The sequence below is a fragment of the Vreelandella lutescens genome, from assembly GCF_014640815.1.
In the GTDB taxonomy this organism is placed as follows: Bacteria; Pseudomonadota; Gammaproteobacteria; order Pseudomonadales; family Halomonadaceae; genus Vreelandella; species Vreelandella lutescens.
On the sequence record NZ_BMHM01000001.1, the window covers coordinates 272,570 to 293,231 of the forward strand.

Annotated in this window: 15 protein-coding genes; 13 read left to right on the plus strand and 2 right to left on the minus strand. The window is 57.4% G+C overall.

Going from position 1 to position 20,662, the window contains the following annotated elements; translation table 11 throughout:
* Nucleotides 1–25: 25 nt before the first annotated feature.
* The 13 genes from pilM (at nucleotide 26) to eno (ending at nucleotide 17,040) form a co-directional block, all read left to right on the plus strand.
* On the plus strand, nucleotides 26–1,087 hold the full coding sequence (gene pilM / locus IEW65_RS01300; protein WP_188637712.1) for a type IV pilus assembly protein PilM: 1,062 nt from the start codon (nucleotides 26–28) through the stop codon (nucleotides 1,085–1,087).
* Nucleotides 1,084–1,653 (plus strand): PilN domain-containing protein, encoded by a 570-nt coding sequence (locus IEW65_RS01305; protein WP_188637713.1) that lies wholly within the window; start codon nucleotides 1,084–1,086, stop codon nucleotides 1,651–1,653. The genes pilM and IEW65_RS01305 overlap by 4 nt, the downstream gene beginning before the upstream one ends.
* A complete protein-coding gene (locus IEW65_RS01310) occupies nucleotides 1,650–2,297 on the plus strand; it encodes a type IV pilus inner membrane component PilO (RefSeq protein ID WP_188637714.1) in 648 nt (215 codons plus the stop codon). The genes IEW65_RS01305 and IEW65_RS01310 overlap by 4 nt, the downstream gene beginning before the upstream one ends.
* Complete coding sequence (locus tag IEW65_RS01315; RefSeq protein WP_188637715.1) at nucleotides 2,294–2,809, plus strand: pilus assembly protein PilP; 516 nt, start codon at nucleotides 2,294–2,296, stop codon at nucleotides 2,807–2,809. The genes IEW65_RS01310 and IEW65_RS01315 overlap by 4 nt, the downstream gene beginning before the upstream one ends.
* Before the next feature lie 48 nt (nucleotides 2,810–2,857).
* Complete coding sequence (locus IEW65_RS01320; RefSeq protein WP_188637716.1) at nucleotides 2,858–4,888, plus strand: type IV pilus secretin PilQ; 2,031 nt, start codon at nucleotides 2,858–2,860, stop codon at nucleotides 4,886–4,888.
* Nucleotides 4,888–5,454, plus strand: a complete 567-nt coding sequence (gene aroK / locus IEW65_RS01325; protein ID WP_188637717.1) for a shikimate kinase AroK — start codon at nucleotides 4,888–4,890, stop codon at nucleotides 5,452–5,454. Before IEW65_RS01320 ends, aroK begins: the two co-directional genes overlap by 1 nt.
* Complete coding sequence (gene aroB, locus IEW65_RS01330) at nucleotides 5,451–6,566, plus strand: 3-dehydroquinate synthase (RefSeq protein WP_188637718.1); 1,116 nt, start codon at nucleotides 5,451–5,453, stop codon at nucleotides 6,564–6,566. The genes aroK and aroB overlap by 4 nt, the downstream gene beginning before the upstream one ends.
* Nucleotides 6,567–6,804: 238 nt before the next feature.
* Entirely contained in the window at nucleotides 6,805–7,014 is a 210-nt protein-coding gene (locus IEW65_RS01335; protein WP_188637719.1) for a hypothetical protein, read from the plus strand.
* Between the two features lie 10 nt (nucleotides 7,015–7,024).
* On the plus strand, nucleotides 7,025–11,467 hold the full coding sequence (gltB, locus tag IEW65_RS01340; RefSeq protein ID WP_188637720.1) for a glutamate synthase large subunit: 4,443 nt from the start codon (nucleotides 7,025–7,027) through the stop codon (nucleotides 11,465–11,467).
* A 33-nt stretch (nucleotides 11,468–11,500) separates the two neighbouring features.
* Nucleotides 11,501–12,919: an FAD-dependent oxidoreductase gene (locus IEW65_RS01345; RefSeq protein WP_188637721.1), complete on the plus strand. Its 1,419-nt coding sequence runs from the start codon at nucleotides 11,501–11,503 to the stop codon at nucleotides 12,917–12,919.
* 233 nt (nucleotides 12,920–13,152) lie between these two features.
* Nucleotides 13,153–14,808, plus strand: coding sequence for a CTP synthase (locus IEW65_RS01350; protein ID WP_188637722.1), 1,656 nt, complete (start codon nucleotides 13,153–13,155; stop codon nucleotides 14,806–14,808).
* 10 nt (nucleotides 14,809–14,818) lie between these two features.
* The gene (gene kdsA, locus IEW65_RS01355; RefSeq protein ID WP_188637723.1) at nucleotides 14,819–15,682 is read left to right on the plus strand and encodes a 3-deoxy-8-phosphooctulonate synthase; all 864 of its coding nucleotides are present in this window, start codon (nucleotides 14,819–14,821) and stop codon (nucleotides 15,680–15,682) included.
* Nucleotides 15,683–15,750: 68 nt separating this feature from the next.
* A complete protein-coding gene (gene eno, locus IEW65_RS01360) occupies nucleotides 15,751–17,040 on the plus strand; it encodes a phosphopyruvate hydratase (RefSeq protein ID WP_188637724.1) in 1,290 nt (429 codons plus the stop codon).
* A 501-nt stretch (nucleotides 17,041–17,541) separates the two neighbouring features.
* Here eno and fdxA read toward each other — a convergent pair.
* Nucleotides 17,542–17,865 carry a ferredoxin FdxA gene (gene fdxA / locus IEW65_RS01365; protein ID WP_188637725.1) on the minus strand — a complete coding sequence of 108 codons (324 nt, stop codon included), beginning with the start codon at nucleotides 17,863–17,865 and terminating at the stop codon, nucleotides 17,542–17,544.
* Between the two features lie 182 nt (nucleotides 17,866–18,047).
* Entirely contained in the window at nucleotides 18,048–20,615 is a 2,568-nt protein-coding gene (gene mutS, locus IEW65_RS01370) for a DNA mismatch repair protein MutS (protein ID WP_188637726.1), read from the minus strand.
* Between the last annotated feature and the right edge of the window lie 47 nt (nucleotides 20,616–20,662).

Here is a 20,662-nt window from a genome sequence, read left to right on the forward strand (position 1 = left end):
ACAGGCAGGCGGAGCCGAACTCAACATGCGCTTACTAAAACCCAGTAAAGGGTTGATTGGTGTCGATATTACCTCGGCAACCGTCAAGCTACTCGAACTCAAACGGTGTAACGACAACTACCAAGTAGAGAGCTACGCTGTACGTCCATTACGCGAAGGCGCGGTAGTGGAGCGGCGTATTCGTGACATTAACGATGTAGCCAGCGTGCTTAGTCGTGCCGTTGAGCATGCCAAACCCTCCACGCGCAAGGCATCCGTCGCGGTGCCTGCCAGTGCAGCCATTACTAAAACGCTCCAATTTCCCGTCTCGTTAAGTGAAGATGAAATTGAGGAGCGCATTATCGCCGAGTCTGACCGGCATATTCCGTTTCCGTTCAGTGAAGTGGCGTTCGACTTTCACTGCCTGGGGCCTGCACCCTTTGATGAAGAGCTGCAGCAGGTCATTTTGGTAGCGTGCCGCCAGCAAGATGTCTCTCAACTCACCGAAACCCTGGAGCGCGCAGGGCTTGAGCCCGCCGCGGTAGATGTTGAAACCTTTGCCATGGAACGCTCGCTAGCCGAGCTGCGCCGCCAGTTAAAGGTCGATAATGATCCCACCGCCTGCGTAGGGCTGGTGGATATTGGCGCGAACATGAACGCCTTCCACGTGGTGCGCGGCGGCCATATTGTCTACAGCCGTGACACGGTATTTGGTGGGCGTCAGTTAACCGACGCGATTCGCGACCACTATGCCATGAGTAACGAGGAGGCCGGTTTTGCCAAAAAGCGCGGCGGTTTGCCAGAGGATTACCATGACAAAGTGCTCAACCCATTTTTAGAAACGGTGGTGCAGCAGGTAGGACGCTCGCTGCAGCTCTATTACACTGCTGGCCGTCAGCACGAGGTGCAGCATATTGTGCTGGCAGGTGGCTCCAGCGTGATTCCCGGCCTTGCTGAACGTATTGCTGAAGACAGCGGTATGTCAGTGACGATAGCCAACCCGTTTCAGCGCATGCGGGTGAACAAGCGCCTCAATATAGAAGCGTTGACGAACGATGCTCCCGCCATGCTGACCGCCGGTGGCCTAGCGATGAGGGTCGGGCTATGAGTATCAATATCAACCTGCTGCCTTGGCGGGAGGCGCGGCGAGAAAAGCGTACACGTGGCTTTTATGGAGTGGTGGGGCTGATGCTATTGGCGGGAATTGCGCTTGGCCTAGGGGTATCACAACTCTACCAGCAGCAACTGTCGGCTCAAGAGCAGCGCAATGCCTATATCACCCAAAATATAGAGCGCTTAAATAATGAAATTGCCGATGTGCAGCGCTACCAGCAAACCGCCGCGCGCTTAGGTGAGCAGCTAACGCTATTCCAAACGCTACAGGCGGAGCGAGTAAGCACTGTTCAGCTATTTAATGATATCGCTGCTAGTGTCGTCGATGGCGTGGTGTACCAGCACCTTACTCGCAGCGGTGAACAGGTGAGCTTCTCCGCCATCGCCGGCAGCGAACGTCAGGTGTCTGAACAGCTGCGCCAAATCGCCAGTATGCCGGGGTTAGGCGTGCCGCTGCTGTCGGAAGTGGCCAGTGGACAGGATGGCAACAGCCGCGTTTTCCAGTTTGAAGTGGTGCAATCCTCGGTGGTGGATGCGCGTGACAGTGAGGAGGCACCATGATCTGGGGGCGACAACGCTGGCGTGAGGAGTGGGAGCGCTTGCAAACGCTTGATTGGCAGGCGTTGGATGTAAAAGAAGCCGGAGAGTGGCCTGCGCTGCTGAAAGTGCTCTGCGGCGTGCTAGCGTTTAGTGTGGCGTTTGGCGGGTTAGGCTGGTGGCTGGTGGGAGAAAAGCGTGTGGCCCTAGAGGCAGCACAGCGCCAAGAGATGCGTCTGTTGAGTGAGTACCGCAGCAAAGTCTCTGAAGCGGCGTTCTTACCTGAGGTGAGAGACCAGCTAACCGCACTAGAGGAGCAAATGGTGACCATGCGGGCCATGCTGCCTACCAGTGCCGAGATTCCATCACTGCTGGATAGCATTAGCGATGCGGCGGTGAACAATCAGCTCAGTATTGAAACGGTTCGTCTTCGGCCAACCGTGCGTAACACCCACTATGTAGAGCACCCCTTGGACATTCAGGTGCGCGGTGGTTACCACGAACTTGCCCAGTTTGTGGCCGACATTAGCCAGCTGGCGCGTATTGTGACTCAGCACGACCTCGCCCTAGCACCTGCCGAGCAGAGCGGCGATTCGTTGAGAATGTCGCTAGTGGCACGCACCTATAGCTATATAGAAGAAGCGGAAGGGGAGGCAACAGCCCCATGAAGCGTTTACTCAGTATGGGAGTGATGGCTCTGTTAGCGGGCTGTGGTGATGCCAACCTGAGCCAGTTAGATGTTGTCATGGAAGAAATTCGGCGAACGCCGGTGGGTCAGCCACCCGTGATTATTCCGACGATTCCTGAGTATCAGCCGGTCGATTACCGTTATAGTGAGTCCAGAAGTCCTTTCCTTGCCCCCGAAAGCGTTCGCGCTAATGTGGTGGAAGTCTTTGAAAGTGCGCTTGCGCCTGACCAGCAGCGGGAAGCAGAGCCATTAGAGCAGTTTCAGCTTCAGACGCTTCGCTTAGTGGGCACGCTGCGCATGGGTGGGCAGCAGGTGGCGCTAATTAGCGCGCCAGATGGCAGTGTCACCAGCGTTCGTGAAGGCAATTACCTGGGCACCGATTATGGGCTGGTAACGGCGATTAGCCCGCAGGAAGTACAAATAACCGAGCGCGTTTTACATCAGCAGGCGGGGTGGCAGGAGCGCCAAACAGCGCTTTCGCTAGATGAGTAGCTGAATCCCTGATCATACTTATATTTACTTGTTACCGGATAACACTCTATGGCCATCACGCTTCGTCGAATTACGCTGTCACTGTTAGCCCTGATGCCCACGGTTGCGCTGGGGTCTGTGCTAACCGACCTGGATGTGCGCCAAACCAGTGGTGGTGAGGTAGAGCTAGTGCTGCAATTTAGCGGCGGCGTTGCCGAGCTACAAGGCTACCGGCTGGATGCGCCGCCACGACTAGCGCTTGATTTGGCCGACACTCAAAGCGGTTTGCCCCAGCGTCGTATTAATGTGGATAGCGCAGGTGTTGAGCGTATTACTGCGCTTGAGGGAAATGGCCGTACGCGTCTTGTGGTGGACCTGAACCAACCTCTTGAATATACCTCCCGCGTGGACGGCGAACAGCTGCGTATCACATTGAGCCCTAGTCATACTGCTTCACCGGTGGCCGCCAGTGGTGGGTTAGAAGTCGCCGAAGGCCCTCAGGTAACGAATATTGACTTTCGACGGGGAGCCGACGGTGCCGGCCGCCTATTAGTGACCTTTGACCGTGAAGGCGTGGTGACGCAGGTACGCGAGGGTAGTAATGGTGTGGTCGTGGCTGAGCTTCGCGATGTGGACATTCCTGACTCGCTCAACCAAATCTATGATGTGACCGACTTTGCCACGCCCATTACCCGTGTTACGCCGCGCTCTGGGCCGCGGTCGACGCTGCTGGAAATGCAAACCAACGGCCCTTACGCGATGATTTCGTCGCAAAGCGGCCGCACGCTGACCGTCGAGGTACAGCCGGTGAGTCAATCTACCCAGCAAGACCGCCAACAGCAGGGGGAGAGCTTTACGGGTGACCGCCTTAGCCTCAACTTCCAAGATATTGAAGTGCGGGCGGTATTAGCAACGCTGGCTGAGTTCACCGGGCTCAATCTAGTCGCGAGCGACAGCGTGACCGGCCGGGTAACGCTGAATCTTAACGATGTCCCTTGGGACCAAGCGCTGGCGCTGATTTTACAAAGCCAGGGGCTTTCCAGCCGTGAGCAGGGCAACGTGATTGTGGTCGCTCCTGCTGGCGAACTGGCGGATATTGAGCGCCAGGAAATCGAGGCGCGCAATCAGCAGCAAACCCTGGCACCGCTTGTCACTGAGTTTATTGAAGTCAAATACGCACGAGCCGAAGATTTAGCCCAACTGCTGCGTGGCGCCGAGGGTTTTGGTCTATTGACGGATCGTGGCCGTGTCAGCGTTGATCAGCGTACCAATACGCTATTGATCCAAGATACCGCGGACCAGGTGCGCGATATCATGCGCACCCTCGACCGGCTTGATGTCGCGGTGCGTCAGGTGCAAATTGAAGCACGTATTGTGATTGCACGGGACACCGCCTCCCGAGAGCTAGGCGTGAACTGGGGCGTTTCCAGTACGCGCGGTTTCTTAGAGGGTGACGACGGCACGTTTTCACGCCGCAATATCAATCCCGGTAGCATTAACCGCGCCCAGGGCGGGCTAGCGGTAGATTTAGGCTCCACGGCGGCGGCCAATACCGGTTTTAGCTTTGGCTACCTCTCTGGGGATATTCTGCTCGACTTGGAGCTGCGTGCATTGGAGAGTGAAGGCAAAAGCCAGACAATCTCCCAGCCCCGCGTGATTACCGCCAACCAGCGCACCGCTACGATTCGCCAGGGTGAAGAGCGAGCGTTCCAGAGTGTCGATGCCCAGGGCAACCCCGATACCGAGTTTAAAGAGGCGGAGCTTTCCCTTGAGGTAACGCCACAAATTACCCCGGATAATCGCATCATTATGGATTTGGTGATCAAAAACGACAGCTTCCGCGAGAGTGAGTTTGGCGGCGAGCCGCCCATTGATACCAACCAGATTGAAACCCAGGTGCTGGTGGATAACGGCCAGACGGTGGTGTTAGGCGGTATTTTGACCACAGAGCAGCTTAGCCAAATGGCCAAAACGCCGCTGCTTGGTGATCTTCCGGTGCTGGGTCGACTGTTTCGCTATACCGAAGAGAGCAATGAAAAGGTAGAGTTACTGGTCTTTATTACTCCACGACTACTTGATGATGGTTTGGCGGTTCGCTGATGCAGGATTTACCCAATCTTTTTTTAATAGGCCCCATGGGGGCCGGTAAGAGCACGATAGGCCGCCTGCTGGCGGCAGAGCTATCGCGCCCGTTTTACGATAGCGACCATGCCATTCAGGACCGCTGCGGTGCCGATATCCCCTGGATTTTTGACGTCGAGGGCGAACCCGGTTTTCGCCAGCGAGAAATTCAGATGATAGACGAGCTGACTCGGCTCTCTGACGTGGTGGTGGCCACCGGCGGCGGAGCCGTACTGCGGGAAGAGAACCGCCGGGCGTTGCGCGAGCGCGGTACGGTGGTTTACCTGATGACGACCGTTGAGCAGCAGTTAAAGCGCACGGCCAAAGACCGCAATCGTCCGCTGTTGCAGTGCGCTAACCGCGAGCAGGTGCTCAACGATATGTTTGCCGCCCGCGACCCGCTTTACCGCGCCACGTCTGATATTACGGTACGCACGGATCGACGCAGCCCGCGTGCCGTGGTGAATGAAATCCTACGGCGCGTATACCGGTTGGTTGATCCGTTAGAAGCCGTCAGCGCCCCGCATAAAAAGGTATCCCAATGACCGAGCAAGCCCACGAGCGTACGTTAACCGTTGAGCTGGGTGAGCGCAGCTACCCCATCCATATTGGCGTGGGACTGCTCAATCGCTCAGATCGCTTTGTGCCCTACCTAGCCGGTAGCCAGGTCATGATTGTGACCAATGACGCTGTGGCACCGCACTATCTCAAAGCGCTCAGCGCGAGCCTACCCGACCATCTAGACGTGCGTACTGTGGTGTTGCCCGATGGTGAGCAGTACAAAACCATTGAACAGGTTGGCCGCATTTGGGATGCGTTATTGGAAGCAGGTTTCAACCGACGCTGCACTCTGATTGCGCTGGGCGGCGGCGTGATTGGCGATATGGTGGGTTATGCGGCGGCGTCCTATCAACGCGGTGTGGCGTTTATTCAAGTGCCTACCACGCTGCTGTCACAAGTGGACTCCTCGGTGGGCGGCAAAACCGGCGTGAATCATCCGCTGGGTAAGAACATGATTGGCGCGTTTTGGCAGCCAAAAGCGGTCGTGGTAGATATTGCCACGCTCACCACGCTGCCCGCCCGAGAGCTCTCTGCTGGGTTGGCGGAAGTGGTGAAGTATGGCTTTATCCGTGATGCCGCTTTCCTGGCGTGGCTAGAGCAGAATATGGATGCCCTGCGCCGCGTTGAGCCTGATGTCATCGCAGAAGCGATTGCCAAAAGCTGCCAGATCAAAGCCGATATTGTGGCGGAAGATGAAACCGAGCAGGGCGTGCGAGCACTGCTGAATCTTGGCCACACCTTTGGCCACGCGATTGAGGCGCACCAAGGTTACGGCAACTGGCTGCACGGTGAAGCGGTGGGGGCGGGCATGGCCATGGCCGCTACGCTCTCCCACCAGCTTGGCTGGATAAGCGCTGATGCGCTTGAGCGCACCAAAAAGGTGATTGAAAGCGCAGGCCTGCCGCTGGTCGCTCCCACCGGCATGTCGAGTGATGACTTTCTGGCGCGTATGCGGCTGGACAAAAAGAACGTCGATGCGCGCTTGCGTCTTGTGCTGCTTAACGACCTGGGGGATGCCTGCGTGAGTGATGCAACGCCCACGGAAACACTTCGCCAACTGCTCGACAGCTATCCCCGAGGTAAGGGGGCTGCTTAAGGCCGCACAGATACTGTAAAACCAGCCATGGCAAACCCGCCTTTTCATCGGCGGGTTTTTTATGCGTATCAATTCAGAGGAAAAGGTCGAGTGATGTAATCCGTATGCCTTATGCGCTATCGGCATGGGGTTTTTATGCGGCATTAGACTAAAGTCTAGTTATGCGATTTCACCGTTAAAAATTCGTTCTCTTAGGCTGCAAGCTATTGAAGTGTAACTATTTTTTTATTGAACGGTAATGCAAATACAGGATTTGGCAAGGGTTTTTGGTGATTGGCGCGCATCGGGCGATTGCGCTACGCGGTGGCAAATCGCTATGCTGAGCGACCATTTTCTTGCAGCAGCGAATGCGGAAAACACCCTATTTTGGGCGGGTAACAAGACCCATAAAAAAAGAAAAACCCGCAACAATACCATAAAAACGCTGCTGACAAAATACGCTGACTAGAGGCACGCCCATGAATAGAGGTCTTCACCAGCCAGGCGAGTTTCGCGATAACTGTGGCTTCGGTCTTATTGCCCATATGGAAGGGCAGGCCAGCCACGACTTGCTGAAAACGGCTATTGAATCACTTACCTGCATGACCCACCGCGGTGGCATCGCAGCCGATGGCAAAACCGGCGACGGTTGTGGCCTGCTGTTGAAAATGCCCGCCCAGTTCATGCGTGCTGCTGCAAAAGAAGCGCTCGACGTAGAACTTGGCGAGCGCTTTGCCGTGGGGGCGGTTTTTCTGCCCAACGACGACGCGCGCGCTTCCAAGGCAAAAGAGATATTCGCCGGTGAGCTCAGTGCCCGTGGTCTTGATGTGCTGGGCTGGCGTGTTGTGCCCACGGACTCAAGCGTCTGTGGCCCCATGGCGCTAGACTGCCTGCCGCGCATTGAGCAGCTGTTTGTGGCACCCGGCAGCAGCGAAAACTTCGATGTTGATCTCTTCATGGGTCGCCGCTACGCCGAGCAGGCGCTGCGCAGCGACGAAGACTTTTACGTAGCCTCGCTCTCCACCGAGGTGGTGTCCTACAAAGGCTTGGTAATGCCGGAAGACCTACCGGCGTTTTACAAAGACCTGAACGACCCGCGTTTGGAAACGGCTATTTGCGTTTTCCACCAGCGCTTCTCGACCAACACGGCCCCTCGCTGGCCGCTGGCGCAGCCGTTCCGCCTGCTGGCACACAACGGTGAAATCAACACCATTGAAGCCAACCGCGGTTGGGCGAACTCGCGTAAGGCAAACTTCGTTAACGAGCGTTTGCCGGATATCGCTAAGCTGGATGAAATCGTCAACACCACCGGTTCCGACTCCTCCAGTATGGATAACATGCTGGAAGTGCTGCTGACCGGTGGCATGGAACTGCACCGCGCCGTGCGCATGATGGTGCCGCCCGCCTGGCAAAACGTCGAAACCATGGACGCCGAGCTGCGTGCGTTCTATGAGTACAACTCCATGCACATGGAGCCGTGGGACGGCCCGGCTGGCGTGGTGATGACCGACGGTCGCCAAGCGGTATGTATGCTGGACCGTAACGGCCTGCGCCCGGCGCGCTGGGTGATTACCAAAAACGGCTACATCACGCTGGCCTCCGAAATCGGCACCTACGGCTACAAGCCGGAAGACGTGGTGGCGAAAGGCCGCGTGGGCCCCGGCCAAATGCTCGCCGTGGATACCCAAACTGGCGAAGTGCTGCACACTCAAGATATTGATGACCGCCTGAAGTCGGCCTACCCCTACAAGCGCTGGCTGAAGCAGGAAGCGAACTACCTAGAGTCGGCGCTGACCGAACTGGCGCGCTTCCAGACCATGGACACCGATGCGCTGAACGTGCAGCAGAAGATGTTCCAGGTCACGTTCGAAGAGCGCGACCAAGTGCTGCGCCCGCTGGCAGAGAGCGGACAGGAAGCGGTGGGTTCTATGGGAGATGATACGCCCATGGCCGTGCTGTCGAGCCGCCCGCGCCTGCTTACTGATTTCTTCCGTCAGAAGTTTGCTCAGGTGACCAACCCGCCGATTGACCCGCTGCGCGAAGCGATCGTGATGTCGTTGGAAACCTGCTGTGGAGCGGAGCTCAACGTCTTTAAGGCCACGCCTGAGCACGCTCACCGCCTGATTCTGACCACGCCGGTGCTATCACCGCGTAAATTTACCGCGTTAGTGAGCCAGGATGATCCGGCCTTTGCCAGCCACATGCTGCCGCTGGGCTACGACCCGGAGCAGACCAGCTTGCAGCAGGCGATTACCGCGCTATGCCAAGAAGCCGAAGCGCAGGTGAAAGCGGGTAAAGTGATCTTGGTGCTGAGCGATGCGGAGCTTCCCAAAGGTCAGCTGCCCATTCAGGCGGCGCTGGCGGTGGGTGCCGTTCACTCTCACCTTGGCCGCTTGGCGCTGCGCCCGAATGCCAACATCGTGGTGGAAACCGGGTACGCCCGAGATGCTCACCAAATGGCTGTGCTGTTCGGTGTGGGCGCAACGGCGGTTTATCCGTGGCTGGCGTATCAGGTCATGGCCGATATGCACCGCACTGGCGAACTGACCGGCAACCCGGCAGATGCCCGCGAGAACTACCGTAAAGGCCTTCAGAAAGGGCTGTTCAAGATTCTCTCGAAGATGGGCATCTCGACGCTGGCCTCCTACCGTGGCTCTATGCTGTTTGAAGCGGTAGGCCTGTCTGATGAAATCATGGACACCTGTTTCGTGGGCATGGCCTCACGTATTCAGGGCACGGGCTTTGCCGAGCTGCAGCTGCAGCAGGAGCTGTTGGCTAAAGACGCGTGGATTCCCCGTAAAGGTATCTCCCAAGGCGGTATGCTCAAGTACGTGCACGGTCATGAGTACCATGCTTACAACCCCGATGTAGTGAAGTCGCTGCAAGCGGCGGTGCAAGAGGGTAGCTACGCCAAGTGGAAGAAGTTTGCTCAGCTGGTTAACGAGCGCCCGGTGGCCACTATTCGCGACCTGCTGAAGCTCAAGCCTGCGGAAACACCGATTTCGTTAGACGAAGTGGAGCCTATTGAAGCGCTGATTCCGCGCTTTGACAGTGCCGGTATGTCGCTGGGCGCGCTGTCGCCTGAGGCCCACGAAGCGCTGGCACAGGCTATGAACGAGGCGGGTGGTCGCTCTAACTCCGGCGAAGGCGGTGAAGATCCGGCCCGTTACGGCACCATTCGTAGCTCCAAAATCAAGCAGATCGCTTCTGGCCGATTTGGTGTGACGCCAGCTTACTTGGTGAATGCCGAAGTACTGCAGATTAAAGTGGCCCAGGGCGCGAAACCGGGCGAAGGCGGCCAGCTGCCTGGCGGTAAGGTCAATCAGCTGATTGCCCGCTTGCGCTACTCGGTGCCCGGCGTGACGCTGATTTCACCGCCGCCGCACCACGATATTTACTCTATCGAAGACTTGGCCCAGCTGATCTTTGACCTTAAGCAGGTCAACCCAGAAGCACAGGTCTCGGTAAAACTAGTCTCCGAGCCAGGGATTGGCACTATTGCGACCGGTGTCGCCAAAGCCTACGCGGATTTAATCACCGTATCGGGCTACGACGGCGGCACGGCGGCCAGCCCATTAACCTCGATCAAGCACGCCGGTTCCCCTTGGGAGTTGGGGCTGCCCGAGGTGCATCAGGCGCTGCGCATTAACGGCCTGCGGGACAAGATTCGCCTGCAAACCGACGGCGGCCTGAAGACCGGCCTGGATGTAATCAAGGCCGCAATTTTGGGCGCAGAGAGCTTTGGCTTTGGCACCGCGCCGATGGTGGCGTTGGGCTGTAAGTACCTGCGTATTTGTCACCTGAATAACTGCGCCACCGGTGTTGCCACGCAGGATGACTTCCTGCGCGGCGAGCACTTCCGCGGCACCGTGGATATGGTGAAAAACTACTTCCGCTTTATCGCCGAAGAAGTGCGCGAGCTGATGGCTATGCTGGGCGTTCGCAAATTGACCGATCTGATTGGCCGCACGGATCTGTTAGAAGTGGTGGAAGGCACTACGGCGTCTCAGCGCAAGCTGGATCTCACGCCGCTGCTGGCCAACGATTTTGTGCCCAAAGATGCGCCTCAGTTCTGCGAAGTGAGCCGCAACGTGCCCCACGATCCGGGTGCCAAAAACCAGGAAGTATTGGCGGCGCTGAAAGAGGCCATTGAGTCTCAGTCGGGTGGCACCTTCGACTTCACGATCACCAACTGCGACCGCAGCGTTGGGGCACTCACCTCCGGTGCGATTGCCAAGCGTTATGGTGAAGATGGCCTGGAAGCAGCGCCGGTCACCGCACGCTTTACCGGTGTGGCAGGCCAAAGTTTTGGGGTGTGGAACGCACGCGGCCTGAATCTTTACCTCGAAGGCGATGCTAACGACTACGTCGGTAAAGGCATGAACGGCGGTAGCATTGTGATTGTGCCGCCGAAAGTCAGCCAGTTTGAGAGCCACAAAACGGCCATTATTGGTAACACCTGCCTCTACGGGGCAACGGGCGGCACGCTGTTTGCTGCCGGTACCGCTGGCGAGCGCTTTGCCGTGCGTAACTCCGGTGCGACCGCTGTGATCGAGGGTGCTGGCGACCACTGCTGTGAGTACATGACCGGTGGTTTGGTCTGCGTGCTGGGTGAAACGGGCGTTAACTTTGGCGCGGGCATGACCGGCGGGTTTGCCTACGTGCTGGATGAAGAGCGCAGCTTTGTGGACAAGTACAACCACGAGCTGGTCGAGATCCACCGAGTCAACACCGAAGCGATGGAAGCCTATCGCCGCCACCTGCGCGAGATGATCGAGGCCTACGTGGCCGCGACGGGCTCTGCGCGCGGTGCGGCGATTCTGGAAGACTTCAGCGACTACGCGCGCCACTTCTGGCTGGTGAAGCCAAAGGCGGCAAGCCTTGGCAGTCTGCTGGATCAGTCTCGGCGTCAGCCGCAATAACCGTCAGCGCCCTACGCTTCGAGGAGAGAGATCATGGCCAACCGTTTAAATAACGATTTTCAGTTTGTCGACGTGGGTCGTAAAGACCCACAAAAAAAGCTGGCGCATACCCGTGCAAAAGAGTTCGCAGAGATTTACGAGCCCTTTAAGCCGACCGATGCCGCAAGCCAAGCGCACCGCTGTTTGCACTGTGGTAACCCTTACTGCGAGTGGAAGTGCCCAGTACATAACTACATTCCCAACTGGCTACAGCTGGTAGTGGAAGGCAATATCATTGAAGCGGCCGAGCTGTCTCACAAAACCAACTCGCTGCCGGAAGTGTGTGGCCGCGTGTGCCCGCAAGACCGCTTGTGTGAAGGCGACTGTACCCTGAACGACGGCTTCGGCGCGGTCACCATTGGCTCGGTTGAGAAGTACATTACCGACACCGCCTTTGCCATGGGCTGGCGTCCGGATATGTCCAAGGTGGTGTGGACTGATAAAAAGGTCGCGATTGTGGGCGCGGGCCCGGCGGGCCTGGGCTGTGCCGATATTCTGGCGCGCAACGGCGTCAAGCCGGTGGTCTTTGATAAGTACCCGGAAATTGGCGGCCTGCTGACCTTCGGTATTCCTGAGTTCAAGCTGGAAAAGAACGTCATGGAGCGCCGTCGTGCCGTATTTGAAGAGATGGGTATCGAATTCCGTCTGAATACTGAGATCGGCACCGACATTGAATTCGAGACGCTGTTGCAGGAGTACGATGCCGTATTCCTGGGCATGGGTACCTATAAGTACATGCAGGGCGGTTTCCCCGGTGAAGACCTGCCCGGTGTCTACAAAGCGCTGGATTTCCTGATTGCCAACGTCAATCGCCGCCTTGGTTTTGAGAAAGATCCTAACGACTTCATCTCTATGGAAGGTAAGCGTGTTGTCGTGCTGGGCGGTGGTGATACCGCGATGGACTGTAACCGTACCTCGATTCGTCAGAGTGCCTCTAGTGTGACCTGCGCATATCGTCGCGATGAAGAGAACATGCCGGGTTCGCGCCGTGAGGTGGTGAACGCACGGGAAGAGGGCGTTGAGTTTCTATTCAACCGTCAGCCCGTCGCGGTAGTGGGTGAAGAGAAAGTCGAAGGCGTGAAGGTCGTACGCACTCGCCTTGGCGAGCCAGATGAAAATGGCCGCCGCCGCCCTGAGGTGGTGCCCGGTTCTGAAGAGATCATTGCTGCTGATGCGGTGGTCGTTGCATTCGGCTTCCAGGCAAGCCCAGCACCGTGGTTCGATAGCGCCAATATCGACGTCAACGAATGGGATCTGGTCAAAGCCCCTGAGCATGGCCAGTACGCTTTCCAAACCAGCAACGAGAAAATCTTTGCCGGTGGCGATATGGTGCGCGGCTCTGATCTCGTGGTCACCGCTATTTATGAAGGGCGTCAGGCCGCCGAAGGCATTCTGGACTACCTGGGCGTTTAAGCTTGTAAAGAGGTGGCTGGTAAGGGGTGCCTGCGGCACCCCTTCGCCCGATAAATCGGCCTCCCACTGCGTATGTGCAGCCAGTGGCTAGAGTGGGGGCAGCTTTAGCTCGCGACCGAGAGCTGTCGCCATTTCAGTTCAAATTGAGCCGCAAGGCGTCTTCTGCTATTCTGTCGTCCCATCCTGGTGTGGCTTTCTGTTACGCCTTTTGATCACGTTTCGACAGGTTTTCCATGACACGATATATCTTCGTGACCGGCGGCGTTGTGTCCTCTCTTGGCAAGGGCATCGCGTCGGCCTCGCTGGCGGCGATTCTCGAGGCCCGCGGCCTTAAGGTCACCATGCTCAAGCTCGACCCGTACATCAACGTGGACCCGGGCACCATGAGTCCTTTCCAGCACGGCGAGGTGTTCGTCACCGAGGATGGCGCCGAGACGGACTTGGACTTAGGTCACTACGAGCGCTTTATTCGTACCAAAATGACTCAGGGCAACAACTTCACCACGGGGCGCGTGTACGAGCACGTACTGCGCAAAGAGCGCCGTGGCGACTACCTGGGCGGCACGGTGCAGGTGATTCCGCATATCACCGATGAAATCAAGCAGCGCGTTTATGCTGGCGGTGAGGGCTTTGACGTGGCGCTGGTAGAAATCGGCGGCACCGTGGGCGATATCGAATCGCTGCCGTTTCTTGAATCGATCCGTCAGATTCGCAGCGAGCAGGGCGCCAACCGTGCGCTGTTCATGCACCTGACGCTGGTGCCCTATATCAAGACGGCGGGCGAAACCAAAACCAAGCCCACCCAGCACAGCGTCAAAGAGCTGCGCTCTATCGGTATCCAGCCGGATATTTTGATCTGCCGCAGCGAAGTGGAGCTTGAGGAGAGCGAGCGTCGAAAGATTGCCTTGTTCACCAATGTGGAAGAGCGTGCGGTGGTCCCGTTGCAAGACGCCGATACCATCTATCGCATCCCGTTGATGCTCCACGAGCATGGCCTTGACGATATCGTCTGTGACAAGCTGCGTCTTGAAGCCGAGCCCGCCGATCTTTCTGAATGGGTGAAGGTACTGGATGCCAAGCTGAACCCGCTGAAGTCGGTCAGTATTGCCATGGTCGGCAAGTACATGGAGCTGCTGGATGCCTACAAATCGCTGAACGAAGCGCTGATCCATGCGGGCATTCAAGGCCGCATTAAGGTCAACGTCGACTACATCGACTCTGAAGACATCGAGCGTCACGGCACCGAGCGTCTGGCAGGTAAAGATGCCATTCTAGTGCCCGGCGGTTTTGGCGAGCGCGGCGTAGAAGGCAAGATTCTGACCGCCCAATATGCCCGTGAAAACAACATCCCTTACCTGGGTATTTGTTTAGGCATGCAGGTAGCGGTGATTGAGTTTGCGCGCAACGTGGCTGGCTGGAAAGACGCCAACTCCACCGAGTTCACTCACGACACCAAGCACCCGGTGGTGGGTCTGATCACCGAGTGGATCAACGCTGAAGGCAAAATCGAGCTGCGCGATGCGGCCTCTGACCTGGGCGGCACCATGCGTCTGGGCGGGCAAGTTTGCCACCTGACATCGGGTAGCAAAGCACGCGAAGCGTACGGTGCCGACGAAATCGTCGAGCGCCACCGTCATCGCTTTGAAGTCAATAACCAGTTTATTGACGACCTTGAAGCCGCTGGCTTAGTGATTTCCGGCAAGAGCGTTGACCAGTCGCTGGTTGAAGTGGTCGAGCTTGCCGACCATCCTTGGTATGTGGCGTGCCAGTTCCATCCGGAATTTACCTCCACGCCCCGCGATGGTCACCCGCTGTTCTCAGGGTTTGTGAACGCTGCGTTTGAGCATAAAGCCGCACGCACCCGTGCACACGCCGCACCTCAGGAATAAAGGGGGAAGCATGTCTTCTCAATCTCAATTCCCAGAGCATCACATTAACGTTGCCGGCTTAACCGCCGGCAATTCTTTGCCGCTCATGTTATTGGGCGGCATGAACGTGCTGGAGTCGGCGGAACTTGCTGACGAAGTGGCACAGGCCTATGTGAATGTGACGCAAAAGCTGGGTATGCCGTATGTGTTTAAGGCCAGTTTCGACAAAGCGAACCGCAGCTCGATTCACTCCTACCGCGGCCCCGGGTTGGAAAAAGGCCTGCAAATCCTGGCCGATATAAAAGCCCGCTATAACGTGCCGATCATTACGGACGTGCACGAGCCCTGGCAGGCAGCGCCTGCCGCCGAGGTCGCTGATATTATCCAGCTGCCGGCGTTTTTAGCCCGCCAAACCGATCTGGTGGTGGCAATGGCGAAAACAGGCGCGGCCATTAATATCAAAAAGCCCCAGTTTTTAGCGCCCCATGAAATGCGCCACATCCTCAATAAGTTTCAGGAAGCCGGTAACGACCGCCTGATGCTGTGCGAGCGAGGCACCAGCTTTGGTTATAACAACCTAGTGGTGGATATGCTCGGCGTGGGTGATATGAAGCAGACCGGCTACCCGGTGTTCTTTGATGTGACCCACGCGCTGCAGCGCCCTGGCGGGCGGGCAGATAGCGCAGATGGTCGCCGTGCGCAGGTAGCAGAGCTTGCGCGTGCCGGGGTGGCGGTAGGTTTGGCGGGGCTGTTTTTAGAAGCTCACCCCGACCCAGATAACGCGAAATGCGATGGCCCCTGTGCGCTGCCGCTGGACCAGTTAGAGCCGTTCTTAACACAGCTGTCGCAGTTGGATACGCTGGTGAAGGGGTTTGACTCCTTGACCATCCGTTAACTGCGCCGCTAAAACGTCGTAACCATTGGGCCTATCATCTATTAGACCGACAACCAAAGGACTCTGTCATGACCAAAATTGTTGAAATCAGTGCGCTGGAAGTGCTCGATTCGCGCGGCAACCCGACCGTTCATGCGACCGTGCGTTTAGAAAGCGGTGCGGTGGGTGAAGCCTGCGCACCGAGCGGTGCCTCAACAGGCTCCCGCGAGGCGCTTGAGCTGCGCGATGGCGACAAGGCACGCTACCTTGGCAAAGGCGTTTTGAAAGCCGTTGAGGCCGTGAATGGCAAGATCCGTGACGCGTTGTTGGGAATGGATGCACGAGACCAGCGTGGCCTGGATAACGCCATGTTGGCGCTGGATGGCACCGAAAACAAAGCCACACTGGGGGCTAACGCGATCCTGGCGGTTTCCCTGGCAGCGGCTAAAGCGGCAGCCAATGCGAAAGGCGTGCCGCTGTACGCGCACATTGCCGAGCTTTACGGCCAGCCGGGCCAGTACAGCATGCCGGTACCGATGATGAACATTATTAACGGCGGCGAGCACGCGGATAATAATGTCGATATCCAAGAGTTCATGGTGCAGCCGGTGGGTGCCGCTAACTTCCGTGAAGGCCTGCGGATGGGCGCGGAAATTTTCCACGCGCTGAAAAAGGTACTGTCCGCGAAAGGGCTGTCTACCTCCGTCGGTGACGAAGGCGGCTTTGCACCTAACTTAGCGTCTAACGCCGATGCGCTGGCGGTGATTAAGCAAGCCGTTGCCGATGCGGGCTACACCCTGGGTAGCGACGTTACGCTGGCACTGGACTGCGCCTCTTCCGAGTTCTACAAAGATGGCGAGTACAATCTCTCCGGCGAAGGCAAAAGCTTTGATGCCGCTGGTTTTACCGATTACCTGGCAGGCCTGTGTGCGGACTACCCCATCGTCTCGATTGAAGACGGTATGGATGAGTCTGATTGGGCAGGTTGGAAAGCGCTAACCGATAAGCTGGGCGATAAAGTACAGCTGGTGGGCGATGACCTGTTCGTGACCAACACCAAGATCCTCAAGCGCGGTATCGATGAGCAGATTGGTAACTCCATTCTGATCAAGTTCAACCAGATTGGCTCGCTGTCTGAAACGCTGGACGCGATCAAAATGGCCCAGGATGCGGGCTTCACGGCGGTCATTTCCCACCGTAGTGGCGAAACCGAAGACACCACCATTGCGGATTTGGCGGTGGGCACCTGTGCAGGCCAAATCAAAACGGGTTCACTGTGCCGCTCTGACCGTGTCGCGAAGTACAACCGCCTGTTGGTGATTGAAGCGGAGCTGGGTGACGTTGCCTACCCCGGGTTGAAAGCGATCAAAGGTCAGTAAGCGAAGAAAATAGCCTTCGCGTGTAAGAGATCTCTCAAAAATTTGTAAGAGATCTCTTACAAATGCCGACGACATTCGCTCTGAACCATGTAGGAAAAAGCGAATTTTTTCACTAATCTTAATTTAAGTAATTGATATTTAAGTTTTTAGTGAGAGAGAGGCGAGCCGCCAAGGCTCGCCTTTCGCGTTTAAGGCTTGCTTGAGAACTTAGCCTGTTCTGCCACAATGATCTCAGGACAAGGGGAGGCAAGGATGCTTCAGGCAGGATGCAACGGGATGCAGGTAGGTGCGCCGGGTGACACAGTGATGTGAGCCCTGGCAAGGACGTCACCTGAGGAGGTTGACACAGGGAGTGGTCAGAGGAAGTGCTTGGAGCGGGCGGCCTACGGGCCGCCTTTTTTTTATGCCCGCGATTTGCCGAATGGTCAGTATCCTATCTGCCAGCCAACAAAAAACCAGCGCGAACGCTGGTTTTTTGTTGGCTGGCGATCCGTAGAGCGATTAACGCTCCAGCTTTTCCAGCTTACCGGCTTTGCCATCCCACTCTTCAGCATCGGGCAGCGGGTCTTTCTTCTCAGCGATATTGGGCCACACGTCGGCCAGCTCCGCGTTAATCTCGATAAACTGCTCCTGACCATCGGGCAGCTCATCTTCTGAGAATATCGCCTCGGCAGGGCACTCTGGCTCACACAGCGCGCAGTCAATGCACTCATCTGGGTGAATGACCAGGAAGTTGGGGCCTTCGTAGAAACAGTCGACCGGGCACACTTCCACACAGTCGGTGTATTTGCATTGGATGCAGTTCTCGGTAACGACAAACGTCATCTTGCTATCCCTCTTGCGAGACCGAGAAGACTCTCGGTCGTGGTCAATCGTGAATGGTTATAAATCAGCGGTTTTTTATAAGATAAAAAAGTATGGGCGACATTCTAGTGGTGCCCTTACCCGGCGGCAAGCGCTCGCGCTTATCTGTTAATGCGATTGCTGCCGCTTTTTATATCCAATCTCTATAGCAGCTCGCGCCACTGATACAACAACGCCAGCGCTTCACGGGGCGATAAATCGTCAATATCGGCTTTATCGAGCGCTTCCACCACCGGATGGGGGGCGCTTGCGAACAGGTCGTTTTGCTGTGGCGTATTCATGCGGGGGGCGGGGCGCTGCTGCTCGTCCACGTCCCGTTGCTCTAACATCATCAGTTTTTCACGCGCGCGGCGAATAACATGGTTAGGCACGCCCGCCAGCTGGGCTACCTGCAAACCATAGCTTTGGCTGGCGGGGCCCGCTTCGATGCGGTGCATAAATACGATGCCGTCGCCGTGTTCCGTTGCCGTGAGGTGAATGTTGGCGACGCCCTCCGCCTGCTCGGGCAGCGCGGTCATTTCAAAATAGTGGGTCGCAAATAGCGTCAATGCCTTGGCACTGGCCAAATGCTCGGCGCTTGCCCAGGCCAAGGAGAGCCCGTCGAAGGTGCTGGTGCCACGGCCGATCTCATCCATTAACACCAGGCTGTGCTCAGTGGCATTGTGCAAAATGTTGGCGGTCTCTGTCATTTCCACCATAAACGTCGAGCGCCCGCCCGCCAGGTCATCGGAGGAGCCGATTCGAGTAAAGATCCGGTCGACCGGGCCGATTTCAGCGGCATCGGCGGGGACAAAGCTGCCGCTATGGGCCAGCAGCGCAATCAGCGCGGTTTGGCGCATATAGGTCGATTTACCGCCCATGTTGGGGCCGGTAATAATCAGCATGTGCTGCTCGGGGGTAAGCAGCACATCATTAGGCACAAACGGCTTGTCGCTGACTTGTTCCACGACCGGGTGGCGGCCTGCGGTAATCGTGATGCCAGTGGCGTCCACCAGCTGCGGGCGCACCCAGTTAAGCGCGTCGGCACGCTCTGCAAAGGCGCACAGCACATCCAGCTCGGCCAGCGCTCTTGAGGTGGCTTGCAGCGTATGCAGCTGAGCATTGAGCTCGGCCAACAGCTGGTCGTAGAGCCATTTTTCCCGGGTGAGGGCGCGGGACTTAGCGGAAAGCGCTTTATCCTCGAACTCTTTTAGCTCAGGGATGATAAAGCGTTCGGCATTTTTCAGCGTTTGGCGGCGAATGTAGTCAGCGGGGGCATGCTGGGCCTGACTGCGTGGCAGTTCAATAAAGTAGCCGTGCACCCGGTTGTAGCCCACTTTCAGATTAGCGAGCCCAGTGCGCTCGCGTTCGCGCAGTTCCAGCTGAACAAGGTAGTCGCCAGCGTTCTCGGCCATGCCACGATGTTCATCCAGCTCTTCATCAAAGCCGTTGGCGATGACGCCGCCATCACGAATCACCACGGGCGGGTTTTCCACCAGGGCGCGTGTCAGGGTGTCGGCCAGTTCTGGATAGGGGCGAATGTGCGGCTTTAGGCTATCCAGTGCGCTGCCGCTATCAATATCGTCCAGCAGTGTTTCCAGAGCAGGCAGCGTGGTTAACGCGTCCCGCAGGCGTGCTAAATCTCGTGGGCGCGCGCTATAGAGCGCCACTCGGGCAAGGATGCGCTCCACGTCGCCCACATCGCTCAGCGTATCCCGCAGGCTCATATAAGCCGCATCAATAGAGAGTAGGGCAACGCCTGCCTGGCGGCCCTCGACGATCTCACGTTGGCGCAGCGGGCGATTCAGCCAGCGCTTTAAAAGCCGCGACCCCATGGCCGTGGTGCAGGTATCAAGCACGCTGGCCAGTGTGTTGTCGCTGGTGCCCCCTAGGTTGATGTCGATTTCCAGGTTACGGCGGCTGGCGGCGTCGATCACGACGGCATCGTCGCGGTTCTCCACGCTGATGGCAGTCACGTGGGGCAGGCGCGAACGCTGGGTGTCGCGGGCGTAGTCAATCAGTACGCCTGCCGCTATCAGCGCGCTAGAGAGATGCGCGCAGCCAAAGCCACGCAGGTCGCTGACTTCAAACTGGTCGCACAGGCTGCGGGTGGCGCTCTCTAAATCAAACAACCACTCGCCCTGGCGGCGCAGGCTGCGCTTTTGTGACCACGCATCAGGTAGCGTGAGGCTCTCGGGCACCAGCAGCTCGGCAGGGGAGAGGCGGGTGAGTTCCGCCAGCATTTCCGCTTCGCTCTCTACCTCCAGCACATTAAAACGTCCGCTGGAGAGCTCTAGCCAGGCAAGCCCCCAGCTATCTTTGCCGGGGGCAACGGCCACCAAGACGTTGTCTCGGCGGGCATCCAGTAGTGCCTCATCGTGCAGCGTGCCTGGCGTGACAATGCGCACCACTTGGCGCTCTACGGGGCCTTTGCTGGTCGCCGGGTCGCCGATTTGCTCACAAATGGCGACCGACTCGCCGCCTGCTACTAAACGGGCCAAATAGCCTTCAGCGCTGTGATAGGGCACACCCGCCATTGGGATGGGCTTGCCGCCTGACTGTCCGCGCTGGGTAAGCGTGATATCCAGCAGCGCCGCGGCGCGTTTGGCGTCGTCGAAAAACAGCTCGTAAAAATCCCCCATGCGGTAAAACAGCAGTACCTCGGGGTGGTCGCGCTTAATGTTTAGATATTGCGCCATCATTGGCGTATGGGCGGGGCTGGCCTGTGACATGGGCGTCCTGATTGAGCGTGGCGCAAGCATTGGGCTTACGGCATGTT

Bases quoted from the DNA above. Each gene is read 5' to 3' on its own strand.
- IEW65_RS01335 (WP_188637719.1), top strand. From the start codon at position 6,805: ATGCAAATACAGGATTTGGCAAGGGTTTTTGGTGATTGGCGCGCATCG.
- IEW65_RS01345 (WP_188637721.1), top strand. From the start codon at position 11,501: ATGGCCAACCGTTTAAATAACGATTTTCAGTTTGTCGACGTGGGTCGT.
- gltB (WP_188637720.1), top strand. From the start codon at position 7,025: ATGAATAGAGGTCTTCACCAGCCAGGCGAGTTTCGCGATAACTGTGGC.
- kdsA (WP_188637723.1), top strand. From the start codon at position 14,819: ATGTCTTCTCAATCTCAATTCCCAGAGCATCACATTAACGTTGCCGGC.
- IEW65_RS01315 (WP_188637715.1), top strand. From the start codon at position 2,294: ATGAAGCGTTTACTCAGTATGGGAGTGATGGCTCTGTTAGCGGGCTGT.
- IEW65_RS01305 (WP_188637713.1), top strand. From the start codon at position 1,084: ATGAGTATCAATATCAACCTGCTGCCTTGGCGGGAGGCGCGGCGAGAA.
- mutS (WP_188637726.1), bottom strand. From the start codon at position 20,615: ATGTCACAGGCCAGCCCCGCCCATACGCCAATGATGGCGCAATATCTA.
- IEW65_RS01350 (WP_188637722.1), top strand. From the start codon at position 13,153: ATGACACGATATATCTTCGTGACCGGCGGCGTTGTGTCCTCTCTTGGC.
- aroB (WP_188637718.1), top strand. From the start codon at position 5,451: ATGACCGAGCAAGCCCACGAGCGTACGTTAACCGTTGAGCTGGGTGAG.
- eno (WP_188637724.1), top strand. From the start codon at position 15,751: ATGACCAAAATTGTTGAAATCAGTGCGCTGGAAGTGCTCGATTCGCGC.
- pilM (WP_188637712.1), top strand. From the start codon at position 26: ATGCGCTTACTAAAACCCAGTAAAGGGTTGATTGGTGTCGATATTACC.
- IEW65_RS01310 (WP_188637714.1), top strand. From the start codon at position 1,650: ATGATCTGGGGGCGACAACGCTGGCGTGAGGAGTGGGAGCGCTTGCAA.
- aroK (WP_188637717.1), top strand. From the start codon at position 4,888: ATGCAGGATTTACCCAATCTTTTTTTAATAGGCCCCATGGGGGCCGGT.
- IEW65_RS01320 (WP_188637716.1), top strand. From the start codon at position 2,858: ATGGCCATCACGCTTCGTCGAATTACGCTGTCACTGTTAGCCCTGATG.
- fdxA (WP_188637725.1), bottom strand. From the start codon at position 17,865: ATGACGTTTGTCGTTACCGAGAACTGCATCCAATGCAAATACACCGAC.